This is a genomic window from Brevibacterium sp. CT2-23B (assembly GCF_013168765.1).
In the GTDB taxonomy this organism is placed as follows: Bacteria; Actinomycetota; Actinomycetes; order Actinomycetales; family Brevibacteriaceae; genus Brevibacterium; species Brevibacterium sediminis.
The window spans coordinates 49,224-73,102 of sequence record NZ_JABBYK010000002.1 but is presented as its reverse complement, the minus strand read 5'-3'; the positions used below and the strand labels follow the sequence as shown (position 1 = coordinate 73,102).

Genomic DNA, 23,879 nt, shown 5'->3' with positions numbered 1-23,879 from the left:
AAGTATGGCTGACACGCTGAGCGAGTTCCTCGCCCATCACCCGGTCGACCGCGAGAACGTCGAACGACACAAGCAGAAGATGCTTGCTGAGGTGCGCGCCTACCAATTGAAAGAACTGCGATCCAACGCAGGCCTCACACAGCAGGAAGTTGCAGACAGAATTGGTGTTTCACGGCGTCAAGTCTCCAAGATTGAGCACGGAGACATTGAGAACACCAGGATCGGCACTGCTCGGCGCTACCTGGAAGCAGTTGGCGGAAACCTGACACTCGACTTCGTCTTCGGAGAAACTCGAATCCAGATCGCCTGATTCGTCCTGGCTGTGGTCGCCGCACGTCGCACCAGCGATACCTCAATGTCGTGCCGCCATGTCGGCGGCCAGCTTCCTGACCAGCTCCCGCGCCGCCGGTGGATCGATGACTTCGATGTGGTCGGTGAATTGCATGAGCTGCCTGACTCCGTCGAGTTGGTCGTAAGCGACGATGATCCGTACTTTCGCATCATCAGTCGGCACTTGTTCGACGGAACGCAGTCGACTGCCGAGGATCCTGCGCGCAATATCCTCTCCTCCGACCTCGAGAAGAGCCGTCACAAATACGTCCTCTCGGCTCTCCAGACGCTCGACCAAAAATTGCGCAACACCCTGCAGCGTCGTCTCCGGCCGGAGCGTCCGTACAGATTCAAGAACAGTCCACTTCCGCATTCGGGTCATGGCGAACATGCGCGGATTCCCATCGACATCGGCAATGAGGTACCACCGCCCGCCTCGCAGATAGAGACCATACGGGTCGACCTGATAGATTCGCGTTTCAGCTTTCCCGCTTGACCGATATTCGATCTGCAATCGCCGGGCCGACCGGAGGCAAACGACGAGGTCAGCGAAGTCGAATGCCGCTTCGTCGGCGAACCATGCCGAGCTATCGATCTCGACCACTTCACGGAGAGGAATAAGTTGCTGATCTGTCCGCTCGAACGGCTTTGGCCGCCGCGCGTCTAAGCGTTGGAAGGCCCGCAGCATTCCCTCTTCGAGGCCGAGATGGCGCGCACTTCTGAAATCCAAACCGACCAGCGCCAGCGCCTCCGCTTCGGTTGCGGATAGCCGGTTCACGTCGATCTGCGTTCTCGTCTGCAGGGAGATCCCGCCGTAGCGGCCGGGCGCTGCAACGACCGGCACATCCGCTTCGATCAATGCGTCGATGTCACGCAGGATCGTTCGCACCGAAACACCGAACTGTTCGGACAGACGAGCAGCCGTCGTCTGACCAGCGGACTGGAGCGCCACGATGATCGACAGCAATCGCTGCGGACGTTTCACTTCGTTCCTCCTCCCCCTGCAGAGAGTTTTTCCGAGCTCGTTTCCAAACATGACATGGGCTGTCATCTATTGCTGTCAGTGTAGAACCACGGCGACCGAACTGAAGGTCACCGAACGTCGAAATCATCGAAAACCAGCAAACAGAAGGAGCACCTCATGCCTGCACCGAACCTGTTCCTCATCTACGTCACCGACACCGCCGCCTCGACGGCCTTCTACAGCAACCTCTTCGAGATGGAACCCGAGATGGTCACACCCCACTACGTCTCATTCGAAATCGCACCGGGAGTTCTGTTCTCCCTCTGGAGCGGCGCAAGTGAGTCAGTCACAAAAACATCAGTGCGCACGTCAGAAGTCGGACTCATGGTGCCCGGAACCGCAGAAGCAGTCGATGCTGTTTTCGCCGACTGGACCGCAAAGGAAGTTGTTGTCGTTTCCGAGCCCTACGACGCAGTCTTCGGGCGCACCTTCGTCGTCGCCGATCCCGACGGGAATCTCATCCGCGTCTCGCCCGTGGACTGATCTCCGCCTCGGCGAAGGGGTCAGCACGGAAGCGCTGGCTAACAGTCGGACAGATTGGCGATACGATTCAGGACGACTATGCCGACCGGCAATTCGAACTGTGCGAGGATGTGAATGCTCAGGTATCTGGCTGCTCTGCCATTCGCATTGCCGGTATTCGCCCTCGGGGCGATTATCGCCGGAATCGTCTCGAGACGCCTTGGGAAACAGATCCACGAACATCCCGCAGTCGTCTTCCTGTGGTTAGCAAGTCTGTCGTTGATCCTTGCCGCGACTCTCACTCCTTCAAGCCAAGCGTTCGAGGCTCACGAGGGGCTGCGAACCACACGGGTGTGGATCTGGTCTCTGCCCTCTCCGGGTACGCTGACCCATGTGAATTGGCAGTCGATGAACCTGCTGCTCTTTGCACCGGCAGGCTTCGCGAGCGGCTTGTACTCCAGGCGACGGAATGTCATGCTTTTCGGTTCGCTGGCCCTATTGAGTTCACTCGCGGTCGAGGTCGTCCAGTATCTGCTGATTCCACTCGGCCGAGCGCAATTCAATTCGGCGACGGTGATCATCGGTTGGACCGGGATCACAGTTGGAGTGCTAGTGGGTGTTCTCGTCTCAGCTCTTTACAGACGCGGTCGAAGCCGGGCGACTGCGCCCGCATAAGGACTGACAGCCGGAACTAGGCGATCGCCCAAAACTCGTGTCGGTCAAGAGAGCCGAGCGAGGAGCTGGGTACGATGGTCTGGTTCCGGACTTCCCCTACAGAACGGACGACCATGAAGAAGCTTGCGCTGACTGTCAGCGGACTGGCGATGGCCGCCGGCACCTTGGTCTCTGCCCAACCCGCGATGGCCATACCCGATCCGGATGCTGGACAGATTTCCAACTCCCCTGCCGAAGAAAGAGACCGCATCGATTCGCTGCTCGAAGACGGTGCGGAAGCCGACCCGCTCGACCTCGTCCCTGGGGCGACGACCGATCCAGCTAAGATCAAAGAGATCGACGAATCAGCTGTTCCTGCCACGGTCGTTGTCAATCCCGACAGCGGGGAGATCGTGGCTGCCAAGGTCGAGTCCAGCGCCATTGGACATGTCATCGTGGACCTAGCCCAGCCTGATTCCATTTTCCCGACCCTGACCAAGTGACAGGGCCCGCGGGATTCTGACCCAGCCTCGGCGAGGGGTTCCCCACTTCCGCGCCCGGTCGTAGGCTGAGGTCATGGAGCACAGATATCTGGGAAACAGCGGACTCAAGATCTCCGAGATCACCTACGGCAACTGGCTCACGCACGGTTCGCAGGTGGAGAATGACACCGCCACGAAGTGCGTGCACGCAGCCCTCGACGCGGGCATCTCCACCTTCGACACCGCCGACGTCTATGCGAACACCGTCGCCGAACAGGTCCTCGGCGACGCACTCAAGGGCCAAAGGCGCGAATCGCTCGAAATCTTCACGAAGGTCTACTTCCCCACCGGACCCAAGGGACACAACGACATCGGCCTGTCGCGCAAGCACATGATGGAGTCGATCAACGGCTCGCTGCGCCGACTCGGCACCGACTACGTCGACCTCTACCAAGCCCACCGCTACGACTACGAAACCCCGCTGGAAGAGACGATGCAGGCCTTCGCCGACATCGTCCGCTCCGGCAAAGCACTCTACATCGGTGTGAGCGAATGGAACGCCGACCAGCTGCGCGCCGCCCACCACCTGGCCCGCGACCTCGGCATCCAGCTCGTGTCGAACCAACCGCAGTACAACATGCTCTGGCGCGTCATCGAAGAACGGGTCGTCCCGACGTCGAAGGAACTCGGCATCTCGCAGATCGTCTGGTCCCCGATTGCCCAGGGCGCACTGACCGGCAAATACAAGCCCGGCCAGCCGGTCCCCGCCGGATCCCGGGCAACCGACGAGGACGGCGGCGGCGCTGAATCGATCAGGAGCCGCTATCTTCACGACGACAAGCTGACGGCCGTGGCGAAGCTCGAACCGATCGCCGACGAGCTCGGAATCACGATGGCGCAGCTCGCGATCGCCTGGGTGCTGTCCAACGACAACGTCGCCACCGCCCTCGTCGGCGCCTCCCGCCCCGAGCAGATCGCCTCGAACGCCGAGGCCGCCGGGGTCGCCCTCGACGCGGACGTCCTCACTCGCATCGACGACATCCTCGGCGATCTGCCGGAGACCGACCCCAACAAGACCCAGTCGCCGTCCACCCGCCTGACCTGATCCCTCACCGAGGCGGCCGACCGTCCGTAGGAATTCCGACCGCGGTCCCTTGGTGGGGCCGCGGTCGGAATCTTCCTCACCGGCGACAAAAGCTCCGCGGTGACGGGTGTCCGTCACCCAACTGGGAGATGAACTCGACGAATCTCACACCGACCCGGGGCCGCCTCGGCGAGGGCGGTGGGTTAAACTGCATGAAGCGGTTATATAACCAAGGAATTTATTTCCGGGCGCAAAGAGGGGCCGATTCAGCACACCGCCTCGGGCGCTCTGTCGCTGGAAGACGAGAAGTGACGCAGACGAACAACAGGTGAGGGGATGCCATTGGCGAACGGAGACGACATTCAGAAGGAACCGTCAGAAGGCACCCCGGTCAACCGGAACCTCGTGCTTGCGGTTCTCGTCTCAGGCGCGTTCGTCATCATCCTCAACCAGACGCTGCTCAACACCGCCCTGCCGGCGTTCATGCACTACTTCGACATCACCTCCGGCGCCGCACAATGGGTGACGACGAGCTTCATGCTCGTCAACGGCATCATGATTCCGGTGACCGCGTTCCTCATCGAGAAGTTCACGACGAGGGGCCTGTTCTTCACCGCGATGGGCCTGTTCATCATCGGCACCCTCGTCTGCGCGATCGCTCCGGTCTATCCGGTGATGCTCATCGGCCGCGTCATCCAAGCCTCAGCCGGCGGCATCATCATGCCGCTCATGCAGACGATTCTCTTCGCGATCTTCCCCGTAGAGAAACGCGGATCGGCTATGGGCACCTTCGGCCTCGTCATCGCCTTCGCCCCGGCCATCGGCCCCAGCCTCTCCGGCTGGATCGTCGACCACCTGCCCTGGCAGACGCTGTTCTACATGATGCTGCCGATCGCGATCATCGATCTCATCGTCGCCTATTTCCTGCTCAAGAACGTCACCGAACGCACCTTCCCCCGACTCGACGTCCTCTCGATCATCCTCTCCACCCTCGGCTTCGGCGGACTGCTGTTCGGCTTCGGCACCGCCGGTGACGCCGGCTGGCTCAGCGCCGAGGTGCTCATCCCGCTGGTCATCGGCGCGATCTCGCTGACATTCTTCATCACCCGTCAGTTCAAACTCGAACAGCCGATCCTCGAGTTCCGCATCCTCCGCTACCGGATGTTCACGCTCAACACCCTGCTGGGCATGTGCGTGTTCATCGTCATGGTCGGCGGCATGATGGTCCTGCCGCTGTACATGCAGAACATGAATGACTTCTCGGCCATGGAGTCGGGCCTGGTCCTGCTCCCCGGCGCCGCGGTGATGGGACTGATGTCACCGGTGACCGGTCGCGTGTTCGACGCCATAGGCGCCAAATGGCTCGCCATCGCCGGCTTCGTCCTGCTCACCGGAACCACGTTCCTCTTCGCCCGGCTGGAACCGGACACCTCGTTCGTCTACCTTGCCGTCGTCAACACGATCCGAATGTTCGGTGTCGCCATGGTGATGATGCCGGTGACCACGGCCGCGCTCAACCAGCTGCCCTCGCATCTCATCCCCCACGGCACTGCCCTGAACAACACGCTGCGCCAGATCGCGGCGTCGGTCGGCACCGCGGCGCTCGTGACGATCATGGTCTCGGCCGCGCGGAACCCGGAGACCTACGGCATGGCAGGCCTGGTGCACGGCGCGAACGTCGCGTTCTTCGTCGCCGCCTGCGTCGGCATCCTCGGCGTCATCGGCGCGTTCTTCATCAAGAACTCCCACGGACTCGAACCGGGGCAGAAGAAGGTCACCGGCAAGTGATTCCGGGGCACCGCAGGTGCCTCACCGCCACATCAGCGGATCCGCACCAGCTCCTTAAATCCGGCCCAGCCCCTCAGCGGCTCCTGTCGGCGCCCTCGACGAGGTGGCCCGCCACGATGCGCGCCTGTCTGAGTGCGTCTTCGGGCTCCACTGCTCCGCTGAGCACCAGAGTGGCGTATCCGTGGACGAGCGACCATGCCGCCACCCCGAAGTCGGAGTCCGGCCCTGATCTGGTCGTCGCCACTCCGACCGAGAGCGCCGCCCACGCCCGCTGACGGGCCGCAGTCAGTTCGCCGTCGTCATCGTGGAGCAGCCGGGGTTGGAACATCACCGTGAAGTGAGATGGGCAGGCGAGCGCGAATTCGACGTACGCGACTCCGCGGTCGATGAGTCCGCCGCCTTCGTCGACTCCGGACATCGCCTCCGCCAGGCGGTCGTATCCTTCTGTCGCCAGCGCCGTGAGCAGACCGGATTTGTCACCGAAATGATACGTCGGAGCGGCGTTTGAGACCCCGGCCCGTTTCGCCAGCGCACGCATGCTCAGTTTGGCCACGCCGTCTTCGGCAATCGCCGAGGCGGTCTCCGCCAACAGGGTCCGACGCAGATCCCCATGATGATAAGTCACAGTCCGATCGTACCGGAGCAAACTTTTCATTGACAAGATGCTTGTCGACGATCTACCTTTTCACTGTAAAGATTCGCCGCGGCCGCAAGGCCTCGCTCATCGGAGGAGCCTCTCATGGCACCCTTACTCTTTCTCCTCATCACCACTCTCGCCGTCTACGCCGTCGGGCGCTTCAACTCGGCGGCGGCCGAACGTGGTCTTGGTACATGGCCGGTGGCAATCCGGTTCGGGCTGGCCGTGATGTTCATCGTCACCGGCATCTCACATTTCGTCGGCATGCGCGAGGCTCTCATCGACATGGTGCCGCCATGGCTTCCAGCAGCAGCTGCGCTCGTCACCGTGACCGGGGTGCTCGAACTGCTCGGAGCCTTCGGCCTGCTGCTGCGCCCGACTCGCCCGTGGGCGGCCGGCGGGCTGGGACTGATGCTCATCGTCATGTTCCCGGCGAATGTGCATCTGGCGCTGACCGGCGAGAATCTGCCGTGGGACGATCAGCTGGTGCCGCGCACAGTAATGCAGGCCGTCTTCCTTGCCGCGGTCCTCGCAGTGCTCATTCCGGAGATCCGGGCACAACGGGGAGCACGAAGGCAGCGCACGTCGGGCACTGTGACGACATCGGACTCTGCGGCGGGACCGTCCGGGCGCTGACGCCCCGGGCTTATTTGTAGTAGCCCTCGCGGAGGTTGATTCCGTGCTCGATCCAAACCTTGAGAGCCGAGAGCATTCCGGTCCAGCCCATGCAGTTGCCGAAGGCGCCCTGAGCTCCGCCCTCGGTGAGCTTCCAGGACTTCTCCGTGATCGTCACGAGCGTCCGCGCACCGTCATCGACGGGAGTGAACTCGAAGGTCGTTGTCGTGTCCTTTTCCACGGAGTCGTCGGAGCCTTCCCAACGGATGACGATCTTCTCGTCCTGGACGGCCTCGACGACTTCGACGGGGAACCGACCCGGGAAGTCAGCGAAGTCCCATGTCACGTCGGCCCCGGCCTCCAAACGGCCGCGGGCGCCGCCGGTCGTGAAGTAATGCGAGAGCTGCTCGGGATCAGCGACCGCCTCATAGGTCTCATGAGGAGTCTTCGAGATGTAGCCGGTGACCGTGAAGGACAGCTCCTCCAGTGGACGGGACTGATCGTTCTGCTCGACGGGTGTGTTCTGGGTGCTCTGCTCATCTGTCATGTGATATTTTTACCACATGTCACGGGAGTTGGGAACAGGCTCGGATGAATCCGACGATGCGGTCTTCAAGGCCCTGGCCAACCCCACCCGCCGACGCGTCCTCGACCTGCTGCGGACTCGACCGCGGACGACCGGTGAGGTCTGCGAGGCGTTTCCCGACCTCGATCGCACGACTGTGCTGCAGCATATTCGAGTGCTCGAGGGCGCTGAGCTGGTCACCGGCCGCAAGGAAGGACGCACCCGACTGCTGGCTCTGGCACCGCTCCCGATCAAACGGATCCATGATCGCTGGATCGGTGAGTACACACGTGCGGCCATCGGACTGCTCGCGCAGCTCGATGAGGAGTCCCCGCACTGACGATCCAGCCCTGCCCTTCAACCACAGGCTCAGTCGCACCCCGCAGTCTCCGGGTCAGCAGCGCCCGCACTGACAGCTCAGCCGTGCCCGTTGTTCCGCCTCTGCAGAGTCCGCGCGATCCACGACAGGGCACCGGTGAACAGCAGAAGCAGAGCACACACCAAGAAGGTCGACGACGACCCGAGATAGGTGAAACCGAGCCCGCCGACCACACCGGCGACGGCCAGCCCGATGTCGAAGTTCATATTCCAGGCGACGCTGGCCCGGCTCGGCGAACTGACCGCGGCGAAAGCCATGACGAGACTTGCCGACTGCAGGGCACCCAATCCCAGTCCGATGATGAGCATCGAGACGAACAGCGTCCCACCGTAGGAGACGACAGCGCAGACCAGCCCGATCGCCGTCAGGACGAGGCCCAAGATGTTGAGAGCGAACGGCGGGAAGCTGTCCGAAACGGCCCCGACGACGAAGCGTCCGATGACCGCCGAGATCTGCATCCCGGCGATGAACAGTGCCGCCACGGCGACGTCCTCGCCCGGACCGAAGCCGACGATGATCCCGAAGACGATCATGCCGACGAGGAACGGAGAGAGCATGAGGACGAGCCCGAGGGCCTCCCCCGCCCAGCGTCCTGCTTTTCGGAGGCTCCGCTTCTCGTTGCGTCCGGACCGAACCCCGACCGTCTCGTTGTCGCTCGCCGATTCTCCCGAATCGTCATTCCCTCGCCGAGGCGGCCGACCGGGTACGAATTTGAGCACAGTGGGGATGGCCAGGAGGAGACAGGCACAGACGATGATGCGGAAGGTCCAGATCGGGATCGTCTCAACCAACCACAGCCCCAGCGGAGCACCAACGGCCGCGGCCAGGGAAGTGATCCCACCGAAGAAGCCAAGCGCCTTGCCGATCCGTCCCGGCGCGGTCGTTCCTGGGACCGCGGCATTGGCGAGGACGACGAAGAGCCCGAACCCGACGCCTCCGCAGAGTCCGGCGAGGACGAGTGCCAACAGGGGCGGGGTGACGAAGAGTCCGAGGAGCTGGCCGAGGAACTGCAGGACTAGAGCCAGCATGAGCGAGGCCTTGAAACCGAAGACGCGACCGGCCCACGGGGCGAAGGGCTGGGCGACGATGACACCGATCATCATCGTCGTCAGCACGGACCCGCCGGTGACGGTCGACAGTCCGTCCGTCGCCGCAATCGTCACCATCGTCGAATAGCTGAAGAAGAAGGCGGAGAACCCGAACATCGCCGTCCACACCAGACCCAACAGAGCCGGGGTGTACGTCGCCTGAGACGGATGTTCGGGGTCCATAGTCCGAGGTTACGACATCGGCACTGCATCTGCCGTGCCCGCACCATCTGCCGTCCATCCGGTGCAGAAGTGTTCACCTCCACGTCAGAATGATCGCCTACCATCGGTCCATGAACTCATCGGAACTCAGCTCGGACCTCAAACGCGACGCTCCCAGCGGCACCATCGACACCGCATTCGTCCTCAAATTCGAACCGCTCTATGCCCTCACGGACCTCGAGTCGGAGATCTTCAGCGATATCGGCCCGAAGACGAAGGTCCGCGAATCGTTCAAACGCAAGCATTTCCTCAAGGTCGCCGAGTGGAAGGCCATCGGAGTTCTGCCGAGCCTCGAGGAGATCTCGTCCGATGACATCGACTTCGTCACCGGCGTCGCGCTCGACGATGACACACCCAACCGCTTCCGTCTGCCTTTGCTGCAGATGCTTCCCGGAGTGGGAATTCCGATGGCCAGCACCCTGCTCACCGTGGTCAATCCCAAGAAGTTCTCCATCATGGATTCCCGGGCGCTGACCGTTCTGCACGATTTCGCTCTCGTGCCCACGGACAATCCGGCGCAGATGGACTATCAGACCTACCGCAAACTCATGAAGTCCCTGGCCAAGAGAGCCAACTGCGCGCCGATCGACCTGTACCGGGCGCTCATCGCGTATTCGCGGCAGGAACGGGACTAAGTCTCCACCCCCAGGGGGCGGATCTGCCGACAGCCAGCGGACACGATGCTCTGCCGGCGGCGTGGGAACGGAACTCTCTCAGGCGGCCAGCTCCTGCAGACGCCTCTGCCAGAACACGATCTCCTCGGTCAGTCGGGCCGGATCGAGACCATCCGCATACTGGGTGAGCTCGTCCTCCTGCGTCGGTGACATGACTCCCGCTGCGCGCAGACGTTCGAACGGTGTGCGCGGTTCGTCGTAGATTCGCCGCTGCTCGCCGTGACCGTCATCGGCCCAGCCAGCCGGTTTGCGCGTGGGAGTGAAGTAGTTGAGCCGGTCATCGACCGCGCGCCAGAGTCCGTTGAGTGCAGACCGGGCCTCGTCGGTGTCATAGCGGCGGATATTGCCGTACTCATGGACGAGATGCTGATGCCGCGACGCTTCCGGAAGCCGATCGCGGCGGAGATCTTTGAGCACCGGACTGAAATGGATGTCCAGTCCCCGCGCCCACCGGTCGGTCGCCTCGTGGACGGTGCCATCGGCATTGCTCAGCTCGATGGCATTGACCCAGAAGGGAATCCCCTGCACCTCATCGAGCGACCACTGCAGCACGTCCACCATGGTGCCCGGAGCGTTGTCGGCAAGGCTGTGGGTGAAGACCCAACCGGTGTGCAGGCAAGAGGCGCTGATGGTGAACACACAGTTCGAGGCCCGGGTCGGTCCTGCGTGGGCAATGGTGTCGACGAGGAAGAATCCGGGTTCGTGCTCGTTCGGCCCCGAAGCGAAGTCGAGGAAGTCTTCGCTGGGACTGGTGAATCGTTTCGTCGACACCCGACGATCTCGGAAGTCCTCGGCTCGCGCGGTGCGCAGATACCGGTCGATCGACGCCGGACTGACGGCGAGCAGCTCGGACCGGACCTTGAGGCTGTAACCGTCGCGGTCGGGCACCAGGGCGCCGTGTCGCTCGGCCGCATCGAGCAGCTGCGGCATCACAGCGGCCAGGTACTTTCCACTCTGGAACCCCGACCACTCCCAGATCCGGACGAGGAGTGCTCGCGATTCGGGTGAGTATTTGCAGCACCTCGACGACGGCTGGTCGGCGGGCGGATCGTCGTAGGCATCATCTTCTCCGATGCGGAAGGCCGCCAGGCGGCGCCGCGCATGGTCACGTGACCAACCGGTGAGGATCATGACCTCGTCGAGGATCCACCCTTTGTCCTTCTTCCGTGCCGACGAATACAACTCGAGATAGTCATCGACGTCGAATTCTGCTTCAGTTGTCTCTGGGGAAGGAATGCTCTGAATATTCTGCTGATCGTGCATCAATTTTGTTAGTTCCTCCGAATTCGGGGAAGCCACTTCTTTGTTTTCGCTCTGCCCCGGAACGATTTGCATAATGCTATTCTGAGTTCAGGCAGGAGGTCTTCCTAAACGACAGAAGACGCAGAGATGTCACAGACTGCAGCACGACTGCTCGGGTTATTGTCACTGTTGATGGTGCCCCGAACCTGGTCGGGAACCGAATTGGCAGATCGCCTGGGAGTGAGCCCGCGGACCATCCGGAACGATATCGGCACGCTCCGCGATATCGGCTATTCGATCGACGGCACACGCGGAAACGAGGGCGGATATCGTCTCTCCTCCAACGGCGTGGGAATCCCGCCGCTCATGTTCGACGCCGATGAAGCGGTGGCGGTCGCCGTCGGCCTCCACTCTGGGCTGAGCTGCATCATCGGCGGAATGGAAGAGACTTCGGCACTGGCACTGGCGAAGCTCGAGACCATTCTCCCCACCGCAGTCCGGACACGGGTGCAGAGCCTCGCGCACTTCACTGTCCCGGTCGTCGGCAGTCAGCCGATGCCGATTGTCGACCCCAACCTCATCGTCACTCTCATCGACCACTGTCGCCGACACGAACGCCTGCGCTTCACGTATCTCGGTGAACCGTCCGACCGCTCACCCGGCGGCACAGGCGACTCATGCGCCACCAGCCCAGTTACAGCCGACCCGGACACCGGCGACTCTCTCCTACCGAACGACCCGAGCAGCACCTCGGCACACGAGGTCCATCTGGAAGTCGAAGCCTACCGACTCGTCAATCGTCAGCACCGCTGGCACCTGCTGGCCTTCGAACCCCAGGCTGAGGACTGGCGGGTCTTCAGCGCAGAACGCATCGTGCCGAAGACCCCGAGCGGCCGCAGCTTCACTCCACGTCCACTGCCGGCCGACGACATCGGAGAATTCGTCGAACGACACGCCACGGAACCCAGGTGGCGGCATTCGGCCCAAGTCATCGTCGATGCACCGGCGCCCACAGTGATGAAGAAGCTCGCGTCCGCCGAAGGCACTGTCGAAGCACTCGAGGACGACCGCTGTCTCGTCACCGTCGGCGGCCAGAGCCTGACCACGATGGCCCTGGCCCTGGCGCGCTTGGACACCGACTTCACCGTCATCGACAGTCCCGACCTCCGCGAATGCCTCCACCGACTCTCGGTCCAGCTCGGTCGGGCTGCCGAGGGCCATGCGGCATCCGACCTCGCACCTTCCCGAGCGAAGAATGCGGCTCCCCGAGCAGCGAAATAGGGATAAGGTCACAACCCGACATAAAAGCCTTTGTGCGAATATGTGAAATTTCGCGGGCATGACCCGTGAGTCATGTCCATTCCTTGTCGCCCGAGAACACCGAGCGGTAACTTTCCTGGATACGTTTCAGGTATCGGTTCGCTTGATGGCGACTAATCCATTCGGGCCGCCGCCGACCACAATCCCTAATCCTCTGATCGGAGAAATGAGATGCTTCTGCCGTGCTTCGGCACAGCAACGAGTCCTCGTACCGCCATCCTCGATTCCGACGGCAGGCCGCAGTGACAGCAACAGATGACGGACGGTCGATGACGACCGGAAATCTCCGCAGCGCCGACGGCCTCGCCGAGCGCATCCGCCGCACGAACATCATCTATGCCCGCCTCTATGGGCCGCTGGTCATGCTGGTGATCGCCGCATCGTTCTTCCCTTACTACTCCCCCGAGCCGGGCAGTTCGGTCACGTACGGGAACCTGTGGCAGGAAGTCCTCATCATCGGTCGCGGCGTCGATGTCTTCGCGCTCTTCGCTCTGCTGTTCACCACCGGGCTGCTGTGCCTGGCAGCGGTGGGCCGCACGACAATCGCCGTCCTGATCGCGATCCTCACCGGCGCGATCGTCATCGGCTGCACCCTCCTGCAGGCACCCGGCTACGTCAGCCCACCCGCGCTGACGATCTTCGGTATCATCGACATCTCACTGAGCTTCCTCATCGCCGCGATCACCGTGGTGCATTCCCTGCACCTGTTCACCCTCGACCTCGGGTTCCAGCGTCGCACCGCATGAGACCAGCGCCGCCCAGCGTGAAAGCAGCATCGCACCGCGCAAGACGACGGCGCTTCACTCGGTCAACCAGCTGACCTCCCCGCGACCTGCAGCGCCGGGATGACTTCATTGCGGGTCAGCGGCGCGAACTGGCGGATATCGGTGTCCGCGGGCAGCGGGTCGATGGGAAACCATCCGGCTTCGGCAATCTCGGCCAGATGCGCGATGTTCTCCACATCGAGTGCTGCCGGCAGACCGTCATAGCAGAACACGTCGCCGATGACACGGTGATCGGCTTCGTTCGCCGCCGCGGCAGCAAACGTGCCCAAAGCGTGCAGTCGGTGACGGTCCAGATCGAGTCCAAGCTCCTCGGCGATCTCACGGACGATGGTGTCCTCAGCGGTCTCCCCCTCTTCGGGTTTGCCGCCGGGCAGCATGAAGGAACTGGTCCCGGCCTTGCGCACCATGAGCAGTTCCCGGCGTTGCGGGTGGAGGAGGACGAGTGCGGAGACGCGGATGTCATTCATTCCGACCACACTCCGGACGCTCCTCGGCGGTGGGAATCGAGCAGGTGCGTATCGACCATGCCGATGGCCTCCATCAGCGCATACATCGTCGTCGGTCCCACGAAGCGGAACCCCTTCTTCTTCAGCGCCTTCGACAGCGCCACGGATTCCGGTCCGGTCGTCGGGATCTCAGCAATGGTACGCGGTCGCGGGGTCTGCGCAGGTTGGAACGACCACAGGAACGCATCGAGTCCGCCGTCTTCACGCAGTTCGATCACGCGAACGGCATTGTTGATGCAGGCTTCGATCTTGCCGCGGTGGCGGATGATCCCGGAATCGGTCAGCAGCTGCTCGATCTCGCCTTCGCCGAAGCGGGCCACGGCGTCGGGATCGAATCCGGCGAAGACCTCACGGAACCGATCCCGCTTCTTCAGAATCGTCAGCCACGACAGACCGGCCTGGAATCCCTCGAGGCTCATCCGCTCGAACAGCCCCGCCTCGTCGTGGATGGGCAGGCCCCACTCACTGTCGTAGTAGTCCAGCAGCATCGGGTCGCCGTACGCCCACGGGGTGCGGGCAAGTCCGTCGTCGCCGGTGACGGCTCCCCCGGATGCGCTCGGCTGTGATTCGTCGTCCATCCTGCAACCGTATCGCGTCGCACTGATATTGCCCGCGCACCCCCACGCTCCGGCCTCCTGCGGCAACGGTCCAGCCCCGTGTCAGATGTCTCCGATAAGGTGCGGCCATGACTTCAGTGCTCCTCCTCGGCTTCGGTGCCATCGGCCGTCACGTCGCCCGGCTGCTCTCTCCCGAGCTCGAGTCCGGGGCGTTCAACCTGACCGCCCTGGTCTCGGATCGAGCCAACCACAGAGGTCGCCCGAATCACGGCGCCGAGGTGGTCGACCTCCCCACGCTCACCACCCCAGTTCACGAACCGGCCCCATCGTTGCCTGCTGCGTCATCGACGCAATCACCGTCGCCGAGGATGTTCGACCGCTTCGATGTTATCGTCGAATGCGCCGGGGTTCCCGCCGCCGCCCGATTCGGCCCCGCCGTCATCGCGGCCGGTCACCCATTCGTGCTCACCAGTGTCGGAGCCATGGCCGATCCCGGCACCCGTGCGGGTCTGCTCGCCGGACCCGGCCGCCTGCATGTGACCAATGGGGCGATCGGCGGACTCGATGTGCTCGAGGCGGCGGCTCAGTCCGATGGCCTCGACAGCGTCGAAATCACCACCTCGAAGGAGGCGAGCGGACTCATCCGACCGTGGATGTCCGAGACCGAAGCCGAGCGTCTGCGTGTCCTCCGTCCTGAGGACGGCCCTCTGACGGTGTTCGAGGGCAATCCCGCCGAGGCGATCGAGAAGTTCCCCGCCAATGTCAACATCGCCGTCGCCCTCGCTTGGGCCACCCGCGGACTGAGTTCTGCTGCACCGGCCTCAGACTCAGGAGCCAGAGCTGCGTCGACCGACACCGCACCTGAACGCACCGATGCCGACTTACTCGGTGCCTCGTTGGAGCGGGTGCGGGTCGTGCTCCAGGCGGTCGCCGGTCAGACCCAGTCCGCCCACCGAATCCGGGCGTCCGGGTCCGCAGGGGAATTCGCCTTCGACATCCGGTCGACACCGAGCCCGGAGAACCCTGCCACCAGCGGGCTGACGGCCCTGTCCGTCGCCCGAACCCTGCGCACCGTGACGGCAAGGTGATCACCTGGCCGCCCCCGAGCCCACCACGCAGCGTCCGTCGGCCTCGGCGCTTGAGATCGACGCATTCTCGGTGCGAGAAATGACGGCGCCCGGAACCGCCGGCCGTCAGGCCAGGGATCCCGGGCGCCGCACTCACCCGCCGGAATCAGTCATCCGGACATCGCGATTCAGTCATCGCGGTGGGTGATGTTCTCCTGGAGTTGGAGGAATTCGACGTGACGTTCGTACTGGTCGAGCACGTCATCGATGATCTGCTCCTTCGAGAAGCCCATGATGTCGTAGCCCTGACCGGTGCCGCCGTCGAGGTAGACCTCCATCCGGTAGTAGTCCTCGCCGGTTCCGCGGGGGACCATTCCGCCGAATGACGGCACGCTGACCTTGTGCGGCCACACCTGATAGCGGAACGGGTATTCCCCGTCTCCGTCGACCTCGAACTGGAAGAGTTCGCCGTCGTCGACGAACACGCCTTCGGAGTCGACGCGACCGCAGCGTGACGAGATTCCGCGGCCCTCCATCTCTTCGGCTACCTCGTGGAGGGTGGGGATGAGGACCTTCTGCTCGAACTCCTCGGCACGCGCCTTGTTCGGGAAGGACAGCACCCGCCCGAGCTGACGCTGCCAAGTCTCGTGGCCGGGACCGCGGGAGCGACGGGCCAGAGAGCCGGGCAGGGTCGTATCGACGCTGTCGACGCGGTTCGCCTCGACCCGCAGCGCCTTGTACAGGCCGATCATCACGAGGATGACGACGAAGGCGAAGGGCAGGCCCATGATCACCGTCGCGTTCTGCAGGGCGCCGATGCCCCCGACGAGCAGCATCGCCACTGTCAGGGCGCCGGTCGACAGGGCCCAGAAGATGCGCAGTCCGGCGCGTCCGTCCTCGGCGGGGTTGCGCAGGTTCGACGACAGGTTCGCCATCACCAGGGCCGCGGAGTCAGCGGTGGTGACGTAGAACAGCAGGGCCGTGATCGTGGCCAGAGCGGCGATGACGGCGAAGGCCGGGTACCGGGAGAGCAGGTCGTAGAACCCGCCCTCAGGACTGAGCATGACCGACTCACCGAACTTCTTGTCTCCGCTGCGGATGATGTCCAGAGCCGAGTTTCCGTAGATCGAGATCCACATGAAGATGTAGATGAACGGAATCGTCAGGGTGCCCAGCACGAACTGGCGGATGGTGCGTCCGCGGGAGATGCGGGCGAGGAAGAGTCCGACGAACGACGCGAAGGCGATCCACCAGGCCCAGAAGAACAGGGTCCAGTCGGTCATCCATGTTCCGGTGTCTTCGAAGGCGAAGGTCTGTCCTGCCATGTTCGGAAACAGGCGGACGAAGTCCGTGACATTGAGGACGAAGGCGTTGAGCAGGAACTTCGTGTTTCCGGCCACGAGCACCCAGAGGCTCAAAGCGATCGCGAGGACGACGTTGAGGATGGAGAGGAACTTGATTCCCTTGTCCACACCTGAGACTGCCGAGAGCGTGGCGACACCGACTCCGACGACGACGATGCCGACCTGGGTGCCGACGCCGATGGGTATTCCGAGGACAGTGTTGAGGCCGACGTTGACCATGACGACGCCGATGCCCAACGAGGTGGCCACACCGAAGATCGTGCCCAGCAGGGCGGCGAAGTCGACCGTCTCACCCAAAGCACCATGGACGCGCTTGCCGAAGATCGGGGCCAGCGCCGAGCGGATCGCCAGCGGCATATTCATCCGGTAGGCGAAGTAGGCCAGGGCCATACCCATGAGTGCGTAGAGTCCCCAGCCGCTCAGACCGTAGTGAAAGAGCGCCCACACAGTGGATTCGCGGGCCGCGTCCACAGTTTCGGCTTCGGTGCTCGGCGGGGTGAGGTACATCGTGACCGGTTCGGCCACGGCGAAGAACATGAGGTCGGTGCTGATGCCGGCGGCGAAGAGCATGGACGCCCAGGCGACGAGGCCGAATTCGGGTTTCGAGTGTTCGGGGCCGAGCTTCGTGTTTCCGTAGCGGGAGGCCGCCAAGTAGATGACGAAGACGAGAACAGCGAGGACGAGGAGGACGTAGAACCAGCCGAACCAATCGGAGGTCCAGCCGACGACTGCACCGAGGACCGTCTCGGCGTTGGTTGGTGAGATGAGGGCCCATACGGTGATGGCGAGCGCCACCAGTGCTGCCGCCAGGAACACCTTCTTATTCACTGGAGGCAGCGACGGCTTCACCTTGCCCTTCGCCTCTCCCTTCGGTTCACCCGGCGGGGTGTCGACTGATGCTGACATGGTTGTGCTCCTTATCCGGACGCTGTTGCGTCGTGGCATCGGACCCGGTCGAACAGGGTGCTCAACCGAGCATGATCAACGGCTGTTGCTTCAAGAATTTCCGTCATCGCCGATCCCCCGGATCCCCGGGGACGGCCAACAACGGAGGTTACCACATAGACACTTCCGGTCACTTATCCTGTGATGCCACGCGAATCTGCAGATCAGCGACTCACCCTCGCCGAGGTGGGGCTTCACCGATCGGGTCATCGTCGGTCAAGTCCCAACCGCCTCGGCGGAACGTTCATCGAGTCTCAGAGGGAGACGAGGAGCAGCGCGGCAGCCATCACCACCCCTGAGCCGAGGAAAGTGATGACGGTGTAGCCGAGGATGTCGCGCATCTTCAGCCCGGCGATCGCGAGCACCGGCAGCGCCCAGAAGGGCTGGAGCATATTCGTCCACTGGTCGCCGTAGGACACGGCCATGATCGCGATCGACGGGTCCACGCCGAGCTGGTTGGCCGCATCGAGCATGATCGGGCCCTGCACGGCGAACTGTCCACCGCCGGAGGGGACGAAGAAGTTGACGAGTCCGGCCGAGAGCAGGGCGAGGACGCCGAAGGTCGTGGTGTTCGAGATCGAGACGAAGGCGTCGGAGAACACGGCGATGAGTCCGGTGGTCGACATGATGCCGAGGATTCCCGCGTAGAGCGGGAACTGCAGGAGGATCTCGCCGACGTTCGACGCCGCCTCCTTCGTCAGGTGGATGAGCTCGAACGGGTTGCGCACGAGCAGGAGGATGAGCGCGAGGAACGACCAGTTGACGATGTCGAGGGTCAGTCCCCCGCCCTGGGCAAAGTGGATGATGAGATAGGCGACGAGAGCGAGACCGACGATGAGGGTGAGCACTCGTGAGGCGTCGATCCGGTCGGCCGGAGTGACGACCTCCTCGTCGACCTCGCTCTGCCCCTCCGAACTCACCGAGGCGGGGAGTTCGTAGACGGTGGCGCCGGACTTGGGTGCGACGAGGAAGAAGAGGAGCGCGCAGACGATGATGACTCCGGCGATCGCCAATAGGTTCCAGCCGGCGAAGATCGTCTCCGACACCGGAACTGTCTTCCCGCCGAGGGACTCGGAGAGGAAGGAGTCCGGGGTGGCCGCGGTCAGCGGACCCGATCCCGAATACCCCATGTGCCAGACGACGAATCCGGAATAGCCGGCGGCGACGAGCAGCGGGAAATGGACCTTGATTCCGCGTTCGCGCGACTGCACTGCGATCTCACGGGCGAGCAGGGCGCCGACGACGAGGCCGAGTCCCCAGGTGATGAGGCTGGCGAGCGCGGCGACGACGAAGACGAAGACATAGGCGAAGGTGGCGTTGCCGGGCACCCGGGCCAACCATGCCAGCAGCTTCCGCACCGGTCCGGTGTTGGCGAGGATGTGTCCGAGCAGGAGGATCAGACACATCTGCGTCATGAACTCGAGCAGACCGGCCAGTCCCTCACCCCAGCCGGTGACGACCTCCGTGGGCCCGGCGTCGGTGAAGATGAACGCGAGGACGGCGACGATGAGGGTGAGGACGATGGCGAAGGTCAGGGCCGAGGGAATCCACTGTTCGAGGAATCGGTTGACCGGCCGCATGATCCCTTTTGAGGCTGCGGCGTTGACCTGGGTCGACGGCTTCGGTGCCGACATGGGAAGACCTCCCGCTGAGAACTATGAGAATTGGCTGTGCGTGGTCTCAGCATACAATCAGGGCGCTGTCCCTGTAAGAGACAGCGCCCTGAGCGCGATCACAACCCGGTCACGATCGGAACCCGAATTCTCGGGCTCCGCGCGGACCGATCAGTCCTGTTTGTACACGAGCTGCTTGTTGACGAATTCGTCCATCGCCAGCGGACCGAGTTCCCGTCCGACACCGGAGCGCTTGACTCCGCCGAAGGGCAGGTATTCGCGGCTGCCTTCCGGAGCGTTGAGGAAGACCATGCCGGAATCGATCTGGTCGCCGACGCGTTCGGCACGGGCGATGTCGCTGGAGAACACGGCAGCCCCCAGGCCGAAGGGGGTGTCGTTGGCGAGCTCGACGGCTTCTTCCTCGCTGCTGACCTTGTAGATGATGACAGCGGGTCCGAAGAGCTCTTCGTAGTACCCGCGCATGCCCTTCTGCACATCGGTGAGGACGACGGGTTCGACGTAGGCTCCACCGCCGTCGTACTTCTTACCGCCGGCCAGCAGGGTCGCGCCCTCGCTGACGGTGTCCTGGACCTGCTCGACGAAGCGGTCGGCGGCGGCCACCGACGACAGCGGGGACAGGCGGGAGCCTTCCTCGCCGGGAACGGCGGGTGTGTTCTTCTTGGCCGCCTCGGTGATGGAGGAGACGAAGTCGTCGTAGATGTCGTCCATGACGATCATCCGCTTGGGCGAGTTGCAGGCCTGGCCGGTGTTGCCCATGCGGGTGTTGAAGAACGTCTTCGCAGACTTCTGGACGTCGTCCGTGTCGAGCAGGATATAGGGGTCGGATCCGCCGAGTTCGAGCACGACCTTCTTGAGGTTCTTTCCGGCCTCGGCAGCGACGGCGGCACCGGCGCGTTCTGATCCGGTCAGGGACACACCGTGGTTGCGCGGGTCGGGCAGGATGATGTCGGCGACCTGTTCGTTGCTGGCGTAGATGTTGATGTACGCGCCTTCGGGCAGGCCTGCCTCGATGAAGATCTCTTCCATGATCTGCGCCGAGCGGGGGCACTGCGGGGCGTGCTTGAGCAGGATCGTGTTGCCCAGGGCCAGGTTCGGGGCGGCGAAGCGGGCCACCTGGTAGTAGGGGAAGTTCCAGGGCATGATGCCCAGCAGCGAGCCGACGGGCTTGCGGCGGATCATGGCGGTGGCGTCCGTGGGTCCGCGCAGTGGTTCGTCGGCCATGAAGGCTTCGGCGTTGTCGGCGAAGTACTTGTAGATCATCGAGCTCAGCTGGACCTCGCCCTTGCCCTCGGGCACGGACTTGCCCATTTCGAGCTTGATGACTTCGGCGAGCTCCTCGGCACGCTCGGCGTAGATCTCGGACACGCGCGTGAGGATGGCGGCGCGCTCGGCCACCGTGGTCCGGCTCCACTCGTCGAATGTCGTCGCCGAACGATCGAGGGCGGCGAGGATCTCGGCATCGGTGGCGGTGGGGAATTCTTCGGCGACTTGGCCGGTCGCCGGGTCGGTGACGCGATACATGGTGGTCATGGCTGTCCTCTTTCACTTCGACGGGGTTGAGGCGATCACCGATGGTGTGATCGCAGGTCCATCCCCCACGCTATGGCCGAACTCCGGCGTCGGCAACGGCGGTCTCATCTCCTGGGCAGATTCTCAGCCGCCACCGAGGCGGCCGACCCGACCGGCGGAGTGCCCAGGGACACCGCCGGTCGGGTTCGTCCCGATCCCTCAGCCGGTGACGCCGGTGAGTTCGTTCGGTGCGTGCGGCAGCGACTTCTCGGCCATCACCTCACCGGATTCGAGATCGACGATGTGGATCGTCTTCTCCGCCGGATCGCTGACGTAGGCGACCTCGTCCTGGACGAAGAGCGTCGGGCGGGCCTTCTGCCACTCGACGGGCTCTTCCCATTCGTCGACGACCGGGTACTCCTCCGTCACCGAGGCGGTCGCAGGGTCGATGATCTTCAGCTTCCCGTCTGTGGTCAGGACGACGCCCTTCCCTTCGGGTCCACGGCCCAGTGACCGGAAGCTGTAGGAGGCGCCGAGGTCGACGAGCGAGAGCTTGCCGGTCTTCGTATCCGTGACGCTCACCCGTTCGGGACGTTCGAGCTCGGCATCTTCGTCGACCTTGTAATCGCCGAGGATGTACTGCGACTCGTCGCTTCCGGACTGGTTGCCGATGCGGCCGAAGGAATCGGGAGCGACGATCTTCTCGAACTTCCCCTCCTTGTACAGCAGGATTCCGTCCTCGCAGCCGAGCGCGATGACCTCGTCCTTCGCAGCGGCTTCGCCGTGGACTCCGGGGCACTCGTCGCTGCTCGCGATCTCTTTGCCGGAGCTGTCGACGACTTTCGCACCCGAGCGTTCGTCCTCGGTTCCGACGGTGTGCAGCATCGACCCGTCAGCAAGTTTCACGGCGACACCGTGGTGGGGTTCGTCGACCTCGGCGACCTGGGGCTTCGGGGCGCCGTCGGAGAAGTCCTCGGTGTCGAAGGTCTGGATCTTGCCGTCGCCGTCACCGAAGAGCACGGTGGCCTCGCCGTGGTTGACGACGTGTCCGGGCAGTTCGGTGTCGAAGACGGTGTCGGTGAGCTGCGGGTCGGCGGCGTAGCTGTGGGTGTGGTCGCCGTGGGGCTGGGTCCAGACTCCGGCGTCGAAGAGGCGGAAGCCTTCGGCGACGGAGACCATGAGGTGGCGGCCGTCACCGACGGGATTGAGGCGGTTGAAGCCTTCGAGCTTCGTATCGTCGATGACGTCGAGAGTCGTCGCATCGAGAGTGAGGATCCCGCCGTCGTAGGTTGTCACGAGCCGCGGCTGGGCGGCGGCGAGCTCCTGGGCGTGCCCTGTGTCCTCCTTGTCGTCTGCGGCGCCTGCGGTCTTCTTGTCCGAACTGCCCGCGTCATAGTCGGTGGCGTCGTCGCCGGCTTGGCAGCCGGTGAGCAGCAGTGCAGAGGCGACCACCGCCGATCCGAGCATCGTGTGGTGTCGTTTCATTATTCGCACTCTCTAGTTAGTGAGACTCGTTATCATTAACAGGTCGATACTAACCCGATGAGGGACAGAAATGCGAAATGAGGTCGCCGTCGGCGACGAAGGGAGACCCGGCGGGTCAGCGAGGACCAAGGGTCGGCCCGACTATGACATGAGTCACTGTTACGGTAGTGCCATGGCCAGTGTGACTGAACTCGTGAAGCGCTACTACACCACCGTCGATGCCGGAGATGCGGACGCCACTTCGGTGCTGTTCGCCGCGGACGCCAGCTATGATCGGCCAGGCTACCCGACGATGGTCGGCCGGCAGATCACCGACTTCTACCATGGCGAACGCGTCATCGAGTCCGGTGCGCATTCGCTGCAGGAGATCCTCGTCGACGGTGATCGCGCTTCCAGTCGCGGTGTCTTCAGCGGTCGTCTCAAGGACGGCTCAGAGGCCTCGGTGGGCTTCGCGGACTTCTTCCTCTTCGACACCGAGGGCCTCATCGCCGAACGCACCACGTACTTCTACCAAGCAGCGGTCTGAGCCGCTGCGGCTGATCACATCGTGTTGACGATCAGTCCGATGTGTGTGTAGAAGTTCATCGCGCCGAAGAGGACGAACACGATTCCGGTGATCGTCCAGACCACGCCGGTCACGGAGATCGCAGCTCCACCGACTTGCGCGTCGACCGGGGTGCTCAGCACCTTGCGCACCGCGAAGGGGAACAGCACCGCTCCGAGACCGACCAGGGCGAAGAGCAGTGACATGAATGTGGCTTCGATGACCGGGTAGTCAGCAAAGGCACCGGAGATCGGCTCCTGCGGCGGAGCGGCGAAGAGCTGGTAGACCGTTCCCGCGAGTGCGATGGCGAAGAGCGCGAGTCCGAGAGCGGCGATGAAGATCGACAGCGGCTTCACCGTGCTTGCCGCCATCCCCAGCGGATCGGCATCGGCCTTGAGGTCGGCCCCGCGCTGCCACAGATACCAGGCAGCGGCGAGCATGAGCACGCCGAAGGCGAGGCTCGTCTCACCGAAGATGACGTTGTCGAAGGCGAATCCGCCCGCCGCCAGCGGCCAGGTCAGCGTCATGTGCAGACCGGTCAGGGTGAGGATGAGTCCCAGCACGCCGAAGATCAGCGCCCATCCGTCGGTGCTGAGCACGTGTCTGCCTCCACGCCATTTCGATCCTGCGCTGTCACCGACTCCGGCCGCCCCTCCGGCACGGCGCAGTTCCCGGTAGAACAGGACGACGGCGAGCAGTCCGGCACCGACCGCCACTGACATGATCGTGTTGTAGGTGGGCATCGTGGCCCAATCGATCATTCCCGGCGATTCGACGCCGGTGAAGAATCCGCCCATGGTGATTTCCTCCTGAGGTGATCGCATTGCAACGTCCGGGGCAGGTTGCCCCGGAGCCCCAATGCACTTGTACTCAGTACAACGCTGGGAATCACCTCAAAGATTCCTTATTCATACTGG

24 protein-coding genes are annotated in these 23,879 nt (G+C 63.4%); 12 read left to right on the top strand and 12 right to left on the bottom strand.

The window, feature by feature from the left end:
- Window positions 1–4 precede the first annotated feature (4 nt).
- Window positions 5–310, top strand: coding sequence for a helix-turn-helix transcriptional regulator (locus tag HIM68_RS05385; RefSeq protein ID WP_172170434.1), 306 nt, complete (start codon window positions 5–7; stop codon window positions 308–310).
- A 42-nt stretch (window positions 311–352) separates the two neighbouring features.
- On the opposite strand, the gene HIM68_RS05380 is transcribed toward HIM68_RS05385, so the two are convergent.
- Entirely contained in the window at window positions 353–1,315 is a 963-nt protein-coding gene (locus HIM68_RS05380; RefSeq protein ID WP_172170432.1) for a WYL domain-containing protein, read from the bottom strand.
- A 156-nt stretch (window positions 1,316–1,471) separates the two neighbouring features.
- Here HIM68_RS05380 and HIM68_RS05375 point away from each other — a divergent pair, with 156 nt between their 5' ends.
- The 4 genes from HIM68_RS05375 to HIM68_RS05360 all read left to right on the top strand — a co-directional run bounded on the left by HIM68_RS05375 (window position 1,472) and on the right by HIM68_RS05360 (window position 5,824).
- Window positions 1,472–1,837, top strand: a complete 366-nt coding sequence (locus HIM68_RS05375; protein ID WP_172170430.1) for a VOC family protein — start codon at window positions 1,472–1,474, stop codon at window positions 1,835–1,837.
- 767 nt (window positions 1,838–2,604) lie between these two features.
- Window positions 2,605–2,973: a hypothetical protein gene (locus HIM68_RS05370; protein WP_172170428.1), complete on the top strand. Its 369-nt coding sequence runs from the start codon at window positions 2,605–2,607 to the stop codon at window positions 2,971–2,973.
- 73 nt (window positions 2,974–3,046) lie between these two features.
- Window positions 3,047–4,057, top strand: a complete 1,011-nt coding sequence (locus HIM68_RS05365) for an aldo/keto reductase family protein (RefSeq protein WP_172170426.1) — start codon at window positions 3,047–3,049, stop codon at window positions 4,055–4,057.
- A gap of 315 nt (window positions 4,058–4,372) precedes the next feature.
- On the top strand, window positions 4,373–5,824 hold the full coding sequence (locus HIM68_RS05360; protein WP_172170424.1) for an MDR family MFS transporter: 1,452 nt from the start codon (window positions 4,373–4,375) through the stop codon (window positions 5,822–5,824).
- Between the two features lie 73 nt (window positions 5,825–5,897).
- Here the strand turns inward: HIM68_RS05360 and HIM68_RS05355 are convergent, their stop codons facing one another.
- The gene (locus HIM68_RS05355; RefSeq protein ID WP_139468213.1) at window positions 5,898–6,449 is read right to left on the bottom strand and encodes a TetR/AcrR family transcriptional regulator; all 552 of its coding nucleotides are present in this window, start codon (window positions 6,447–6,449) and stop codon (window positions 5,898–5,900) included.
- 114 nt (window positions 6,450–6,563) lie between these two features.
- On the opposite strand from HIM68_RS05355, the gene HIM68_RS05350 reads away from it, so the two are divergent.
- On the top strand, window positions 6,564–7,097 hold the full coding sequence (locus tag HIM68_RS05350) for a DoxX family membrane protein (protein ID WP_172170420.1): 534 nt from the start codon (window positions 6,564–6,566) through the stop codon (window positions 7,095–7,097).
- Between the two features lie 10 nt (window positions 7,098–7,107).
- Here the strand turns inward: HIM68_RS05350 and HIM68_RS05345 are convergent, their stop codons facing one another.
- Window positions 7,108–7,623, bottom strand: coding sequence for an SRPBCC domain-containing protein (locus HIM68_RS05345; RefSeq protein WP_172170418.1), 516 nt, complete (start codon window positions 7,621–7,623; stop codon window positions 7,108–7,110).
- Window positions 7,624–7,639: 16 nt separating this feature from the next.
- Here HIM68_RS05345 and HIM68_RS05340 point away from each other — a divergent pair, with 16 nt between their 5' ends.
- Window positions 7,640–7,981 (top strand): helix-turn-helix transcriptional regulator, encoded by a 342-nt coding sequence (locus HIM68_RS05340; RefSeq protein ID WP_172170416.1) that lies wholly within the window; start codon window positions 7,640–7,642, stop codon window positions 7,979–7,981.
- A gap of 77 nt (window positions 7,982–8,058) precedes the next feature.
- Here HIM68_RS05340 and HIM68_RS05335 read toward each other — a convergent pair whose 3' ends face one another.
- Window positions 8,059–9,291: an MFS transporter gene (locus HIM68_RS05335; protein ID WP_172170414.1), complete on the bottom strand. Its 1,233-nt coding sequence runs from the start codon at window positions 9,289–9,291 to the stop codon at window positions 8,059–8,061.
- A gap of 110 nt (window positions 9,292–9,401) precedes the next feature.
- Here HIM68_RS05335 and HIM68_RS05330 point away from each other — a divergent pair, with 110 nt between their 5' ends.
- Window positions 9,402–9,965 (top strand): hypothetical protein, encoded by a 564-nt coding sequence (locus HIM68_RS05330; protein ID WP_172170412.1) that lies wholly within the window; start codon window positions 9,402–9,404, stop codon window positions 9,963–9,965.
- A 78-nt stretch (window positions 9,966–10,043) separates the two neighbouring features.
- On the opposite strand, the gene HIM68_RS05325 is transcribed toward HIM68_RS05330, so the two are convergent.
- Window positions 10,044–11,267 (bottom strand): integrase, encoded by a 1,224-nt coding sequence (locus HIM68_RS05325; RefSeq protein WP_172170410.1) that lies wholly within the window; start codon window positions 11,265–11,267, stop codon window positions 10,044–10,046.
- 126 nt (window positions 11,268–11,393) lie between these two features.
- Here HIM68_RS05325 and HIM68_RS05320 point away from each other — a divergent pair, with 126 nt between their 5' ends.
- The gene (locus tag HIM68_RS05320; RefSeq protein ID WP_301539181.1) at window positions 11,394–12,527 is read left to right on the top strand and encodes a YafY family protein; all 1,134 of its coding nucleotides are present in this window, start codon (window positions 11,394–11,396) and stop codon (window positions 12,525–12,527) included.
- A gap of 308 nt (window positions 12,528–12,835) precedes the next feature.
- Complete coding sequence (locus tag HIM68_RS05315) at window positions 12,836–13,312, top strand: hypothetical protein (protein ID WP_172170406.1); 477 nt, start codon at window positions 12,836–12,838, stop codon at window positions 13,310–13,312.
- Window positions 13,313–13,374: 62 nt separating this feature from the next.
- On the opposite strand, the gene HIM68_RS05310 is transcribed toward HIM68_RS05315, so the two are convergent.
- Both HIM68_RS05310 and HIM68_RS05305 read right to left on the bottom strand, forming a co-directional pair.
- Entirely contained in the window at window positions 13,375–13,818 is a 444-nt protein-coding gene (locus HIM68_RS05310; protein WP_172170404.1) for an NUDIX domain-containing protein, read from the bottom strand.
- Window positions 13,815–14,435: a DNA-3-methyladenine glycosylase I gene (locus HIM68_RS05305; protein ID WP_172170402.1), complete on the bottom strand. Its 621-nt coding sequence runs from the start codon at window positions 14,433–14,435 to the stop codon at window positions 13,815–13,817. The genes HIM68_RS05310 and HIM68_RS05305 overlap by 4 nt, the downstream gene beginning before the upstream one ends.
- 107 nt (window positions 14,436–14,542) lie before the next feature.
- Between HIM68_RS05305 and HIM68_RS05300 the strand changes: the two genes are divergently transcribed.
- The gene (locus HIM68_RS05300) at window positions 14,543–15,502 is read left to right on the top strand and encodes an aspartate dehydrogenase domain-containing protein (RefSeq protein ID WP_172170400.1); all 960 of its coding nucleotides are present in this window, start codon (window positions 14,543–14,545) and stop codon (window positions 15,500–15,502) included.
- A 167-nt stretch (window positions 15,503–15,669) separates the two neighbouring features.
- On the opposite strand, the gene betT is transcribed toward HIM68_RS05300, so the two are convergent.
- The 4 genes from betT to aztD form a co-directional block, all read right to left on the bottom strand.
- A complete protein-coding gene (betT, locus tag HIM68_RS05295; protein ID WP_139468201.1) occupies window positions 15,670–17,751 on the bottom strand; it encodes a choline BCCT transporter BetT in 2,082 nt (693 codons plus the stop codon).
- A gap of 293 nt (window positions 17,752–18,044) precedes the next feature.
- On the bottom strand, window positions 18,045–19,424 hold the full coding sequence (locus HIM68_RS05290) for a short-chain fatty acid transporter (protein ID WP_172170398.1): 1,380 nt from the start codon (window positions 19,422–19,424) through the stop codon (window positions 18,045–18,047).
- A gap of 150 nt (window positions 19,425–19,574) precedes the next feature.
- The gene (locus HIM68_RS05285) at window positions 19,575–20,954 is read right to left on the bottom strand and encodes an NAD-dependent succinate-semialdehyde dehydrogenase (protein WP_172170396.1); all 1,380 of its coding nucleotides are present in this window, start codon (window positions 20,952–20,954) and stop codon (window positions 19,575–19,577) included.
- Between the two features lie 198 nt (window positions 20,955–21,152).
- The gene (gene aztD, locus HIM68_RS05280; protein WP_172170394.1) at window positions 21,153–22,418 is read right to left on the bottom strand and encodes a zinc metallochaperone AztD; all 1,266 of its coding nucleotides are present in this window, start codon (window positions 22,416–22,418) and stop codon (window positions 21,153–21,155) included.
- 172 nt (window positions 22,419–22,590) lie between these two features.
- On the opposite strand from aztD, the gene HIM68_RS05275 reads away from it, so the two are divergent.
- Window positions 22,591–22,944, top strand: a complete 354-nt coding sequence (locus tag HIM68_RS05275; RefSeq protein ID WP_139468197.1) for a nuclear transport factor 2 family protein — start codon at window positions 22,591–22,593, stop codon at window positions 22,942–22,944.
- Between the two features lie 14 nt (window positions 22,945–22,958).
- Here HIM68_RS05275 and HIM68_RS05270 read toward each other — a convergent pair whose 3' ends face one another.
- Window positions 22,959–23,759 (bottom strand): DUF981 family protein, encoded by an 801-nt coding sequence (locus tag HIM68_RS05270; RefSeq protein WP_172170392.1) that lies wholly within the window; start codon window positions 23,757–23,759, stop codon window positions 22,959–22,961.
- Between the last annotated feature and the right edge of the window lie 120 nt (window positions 23,760–23,879).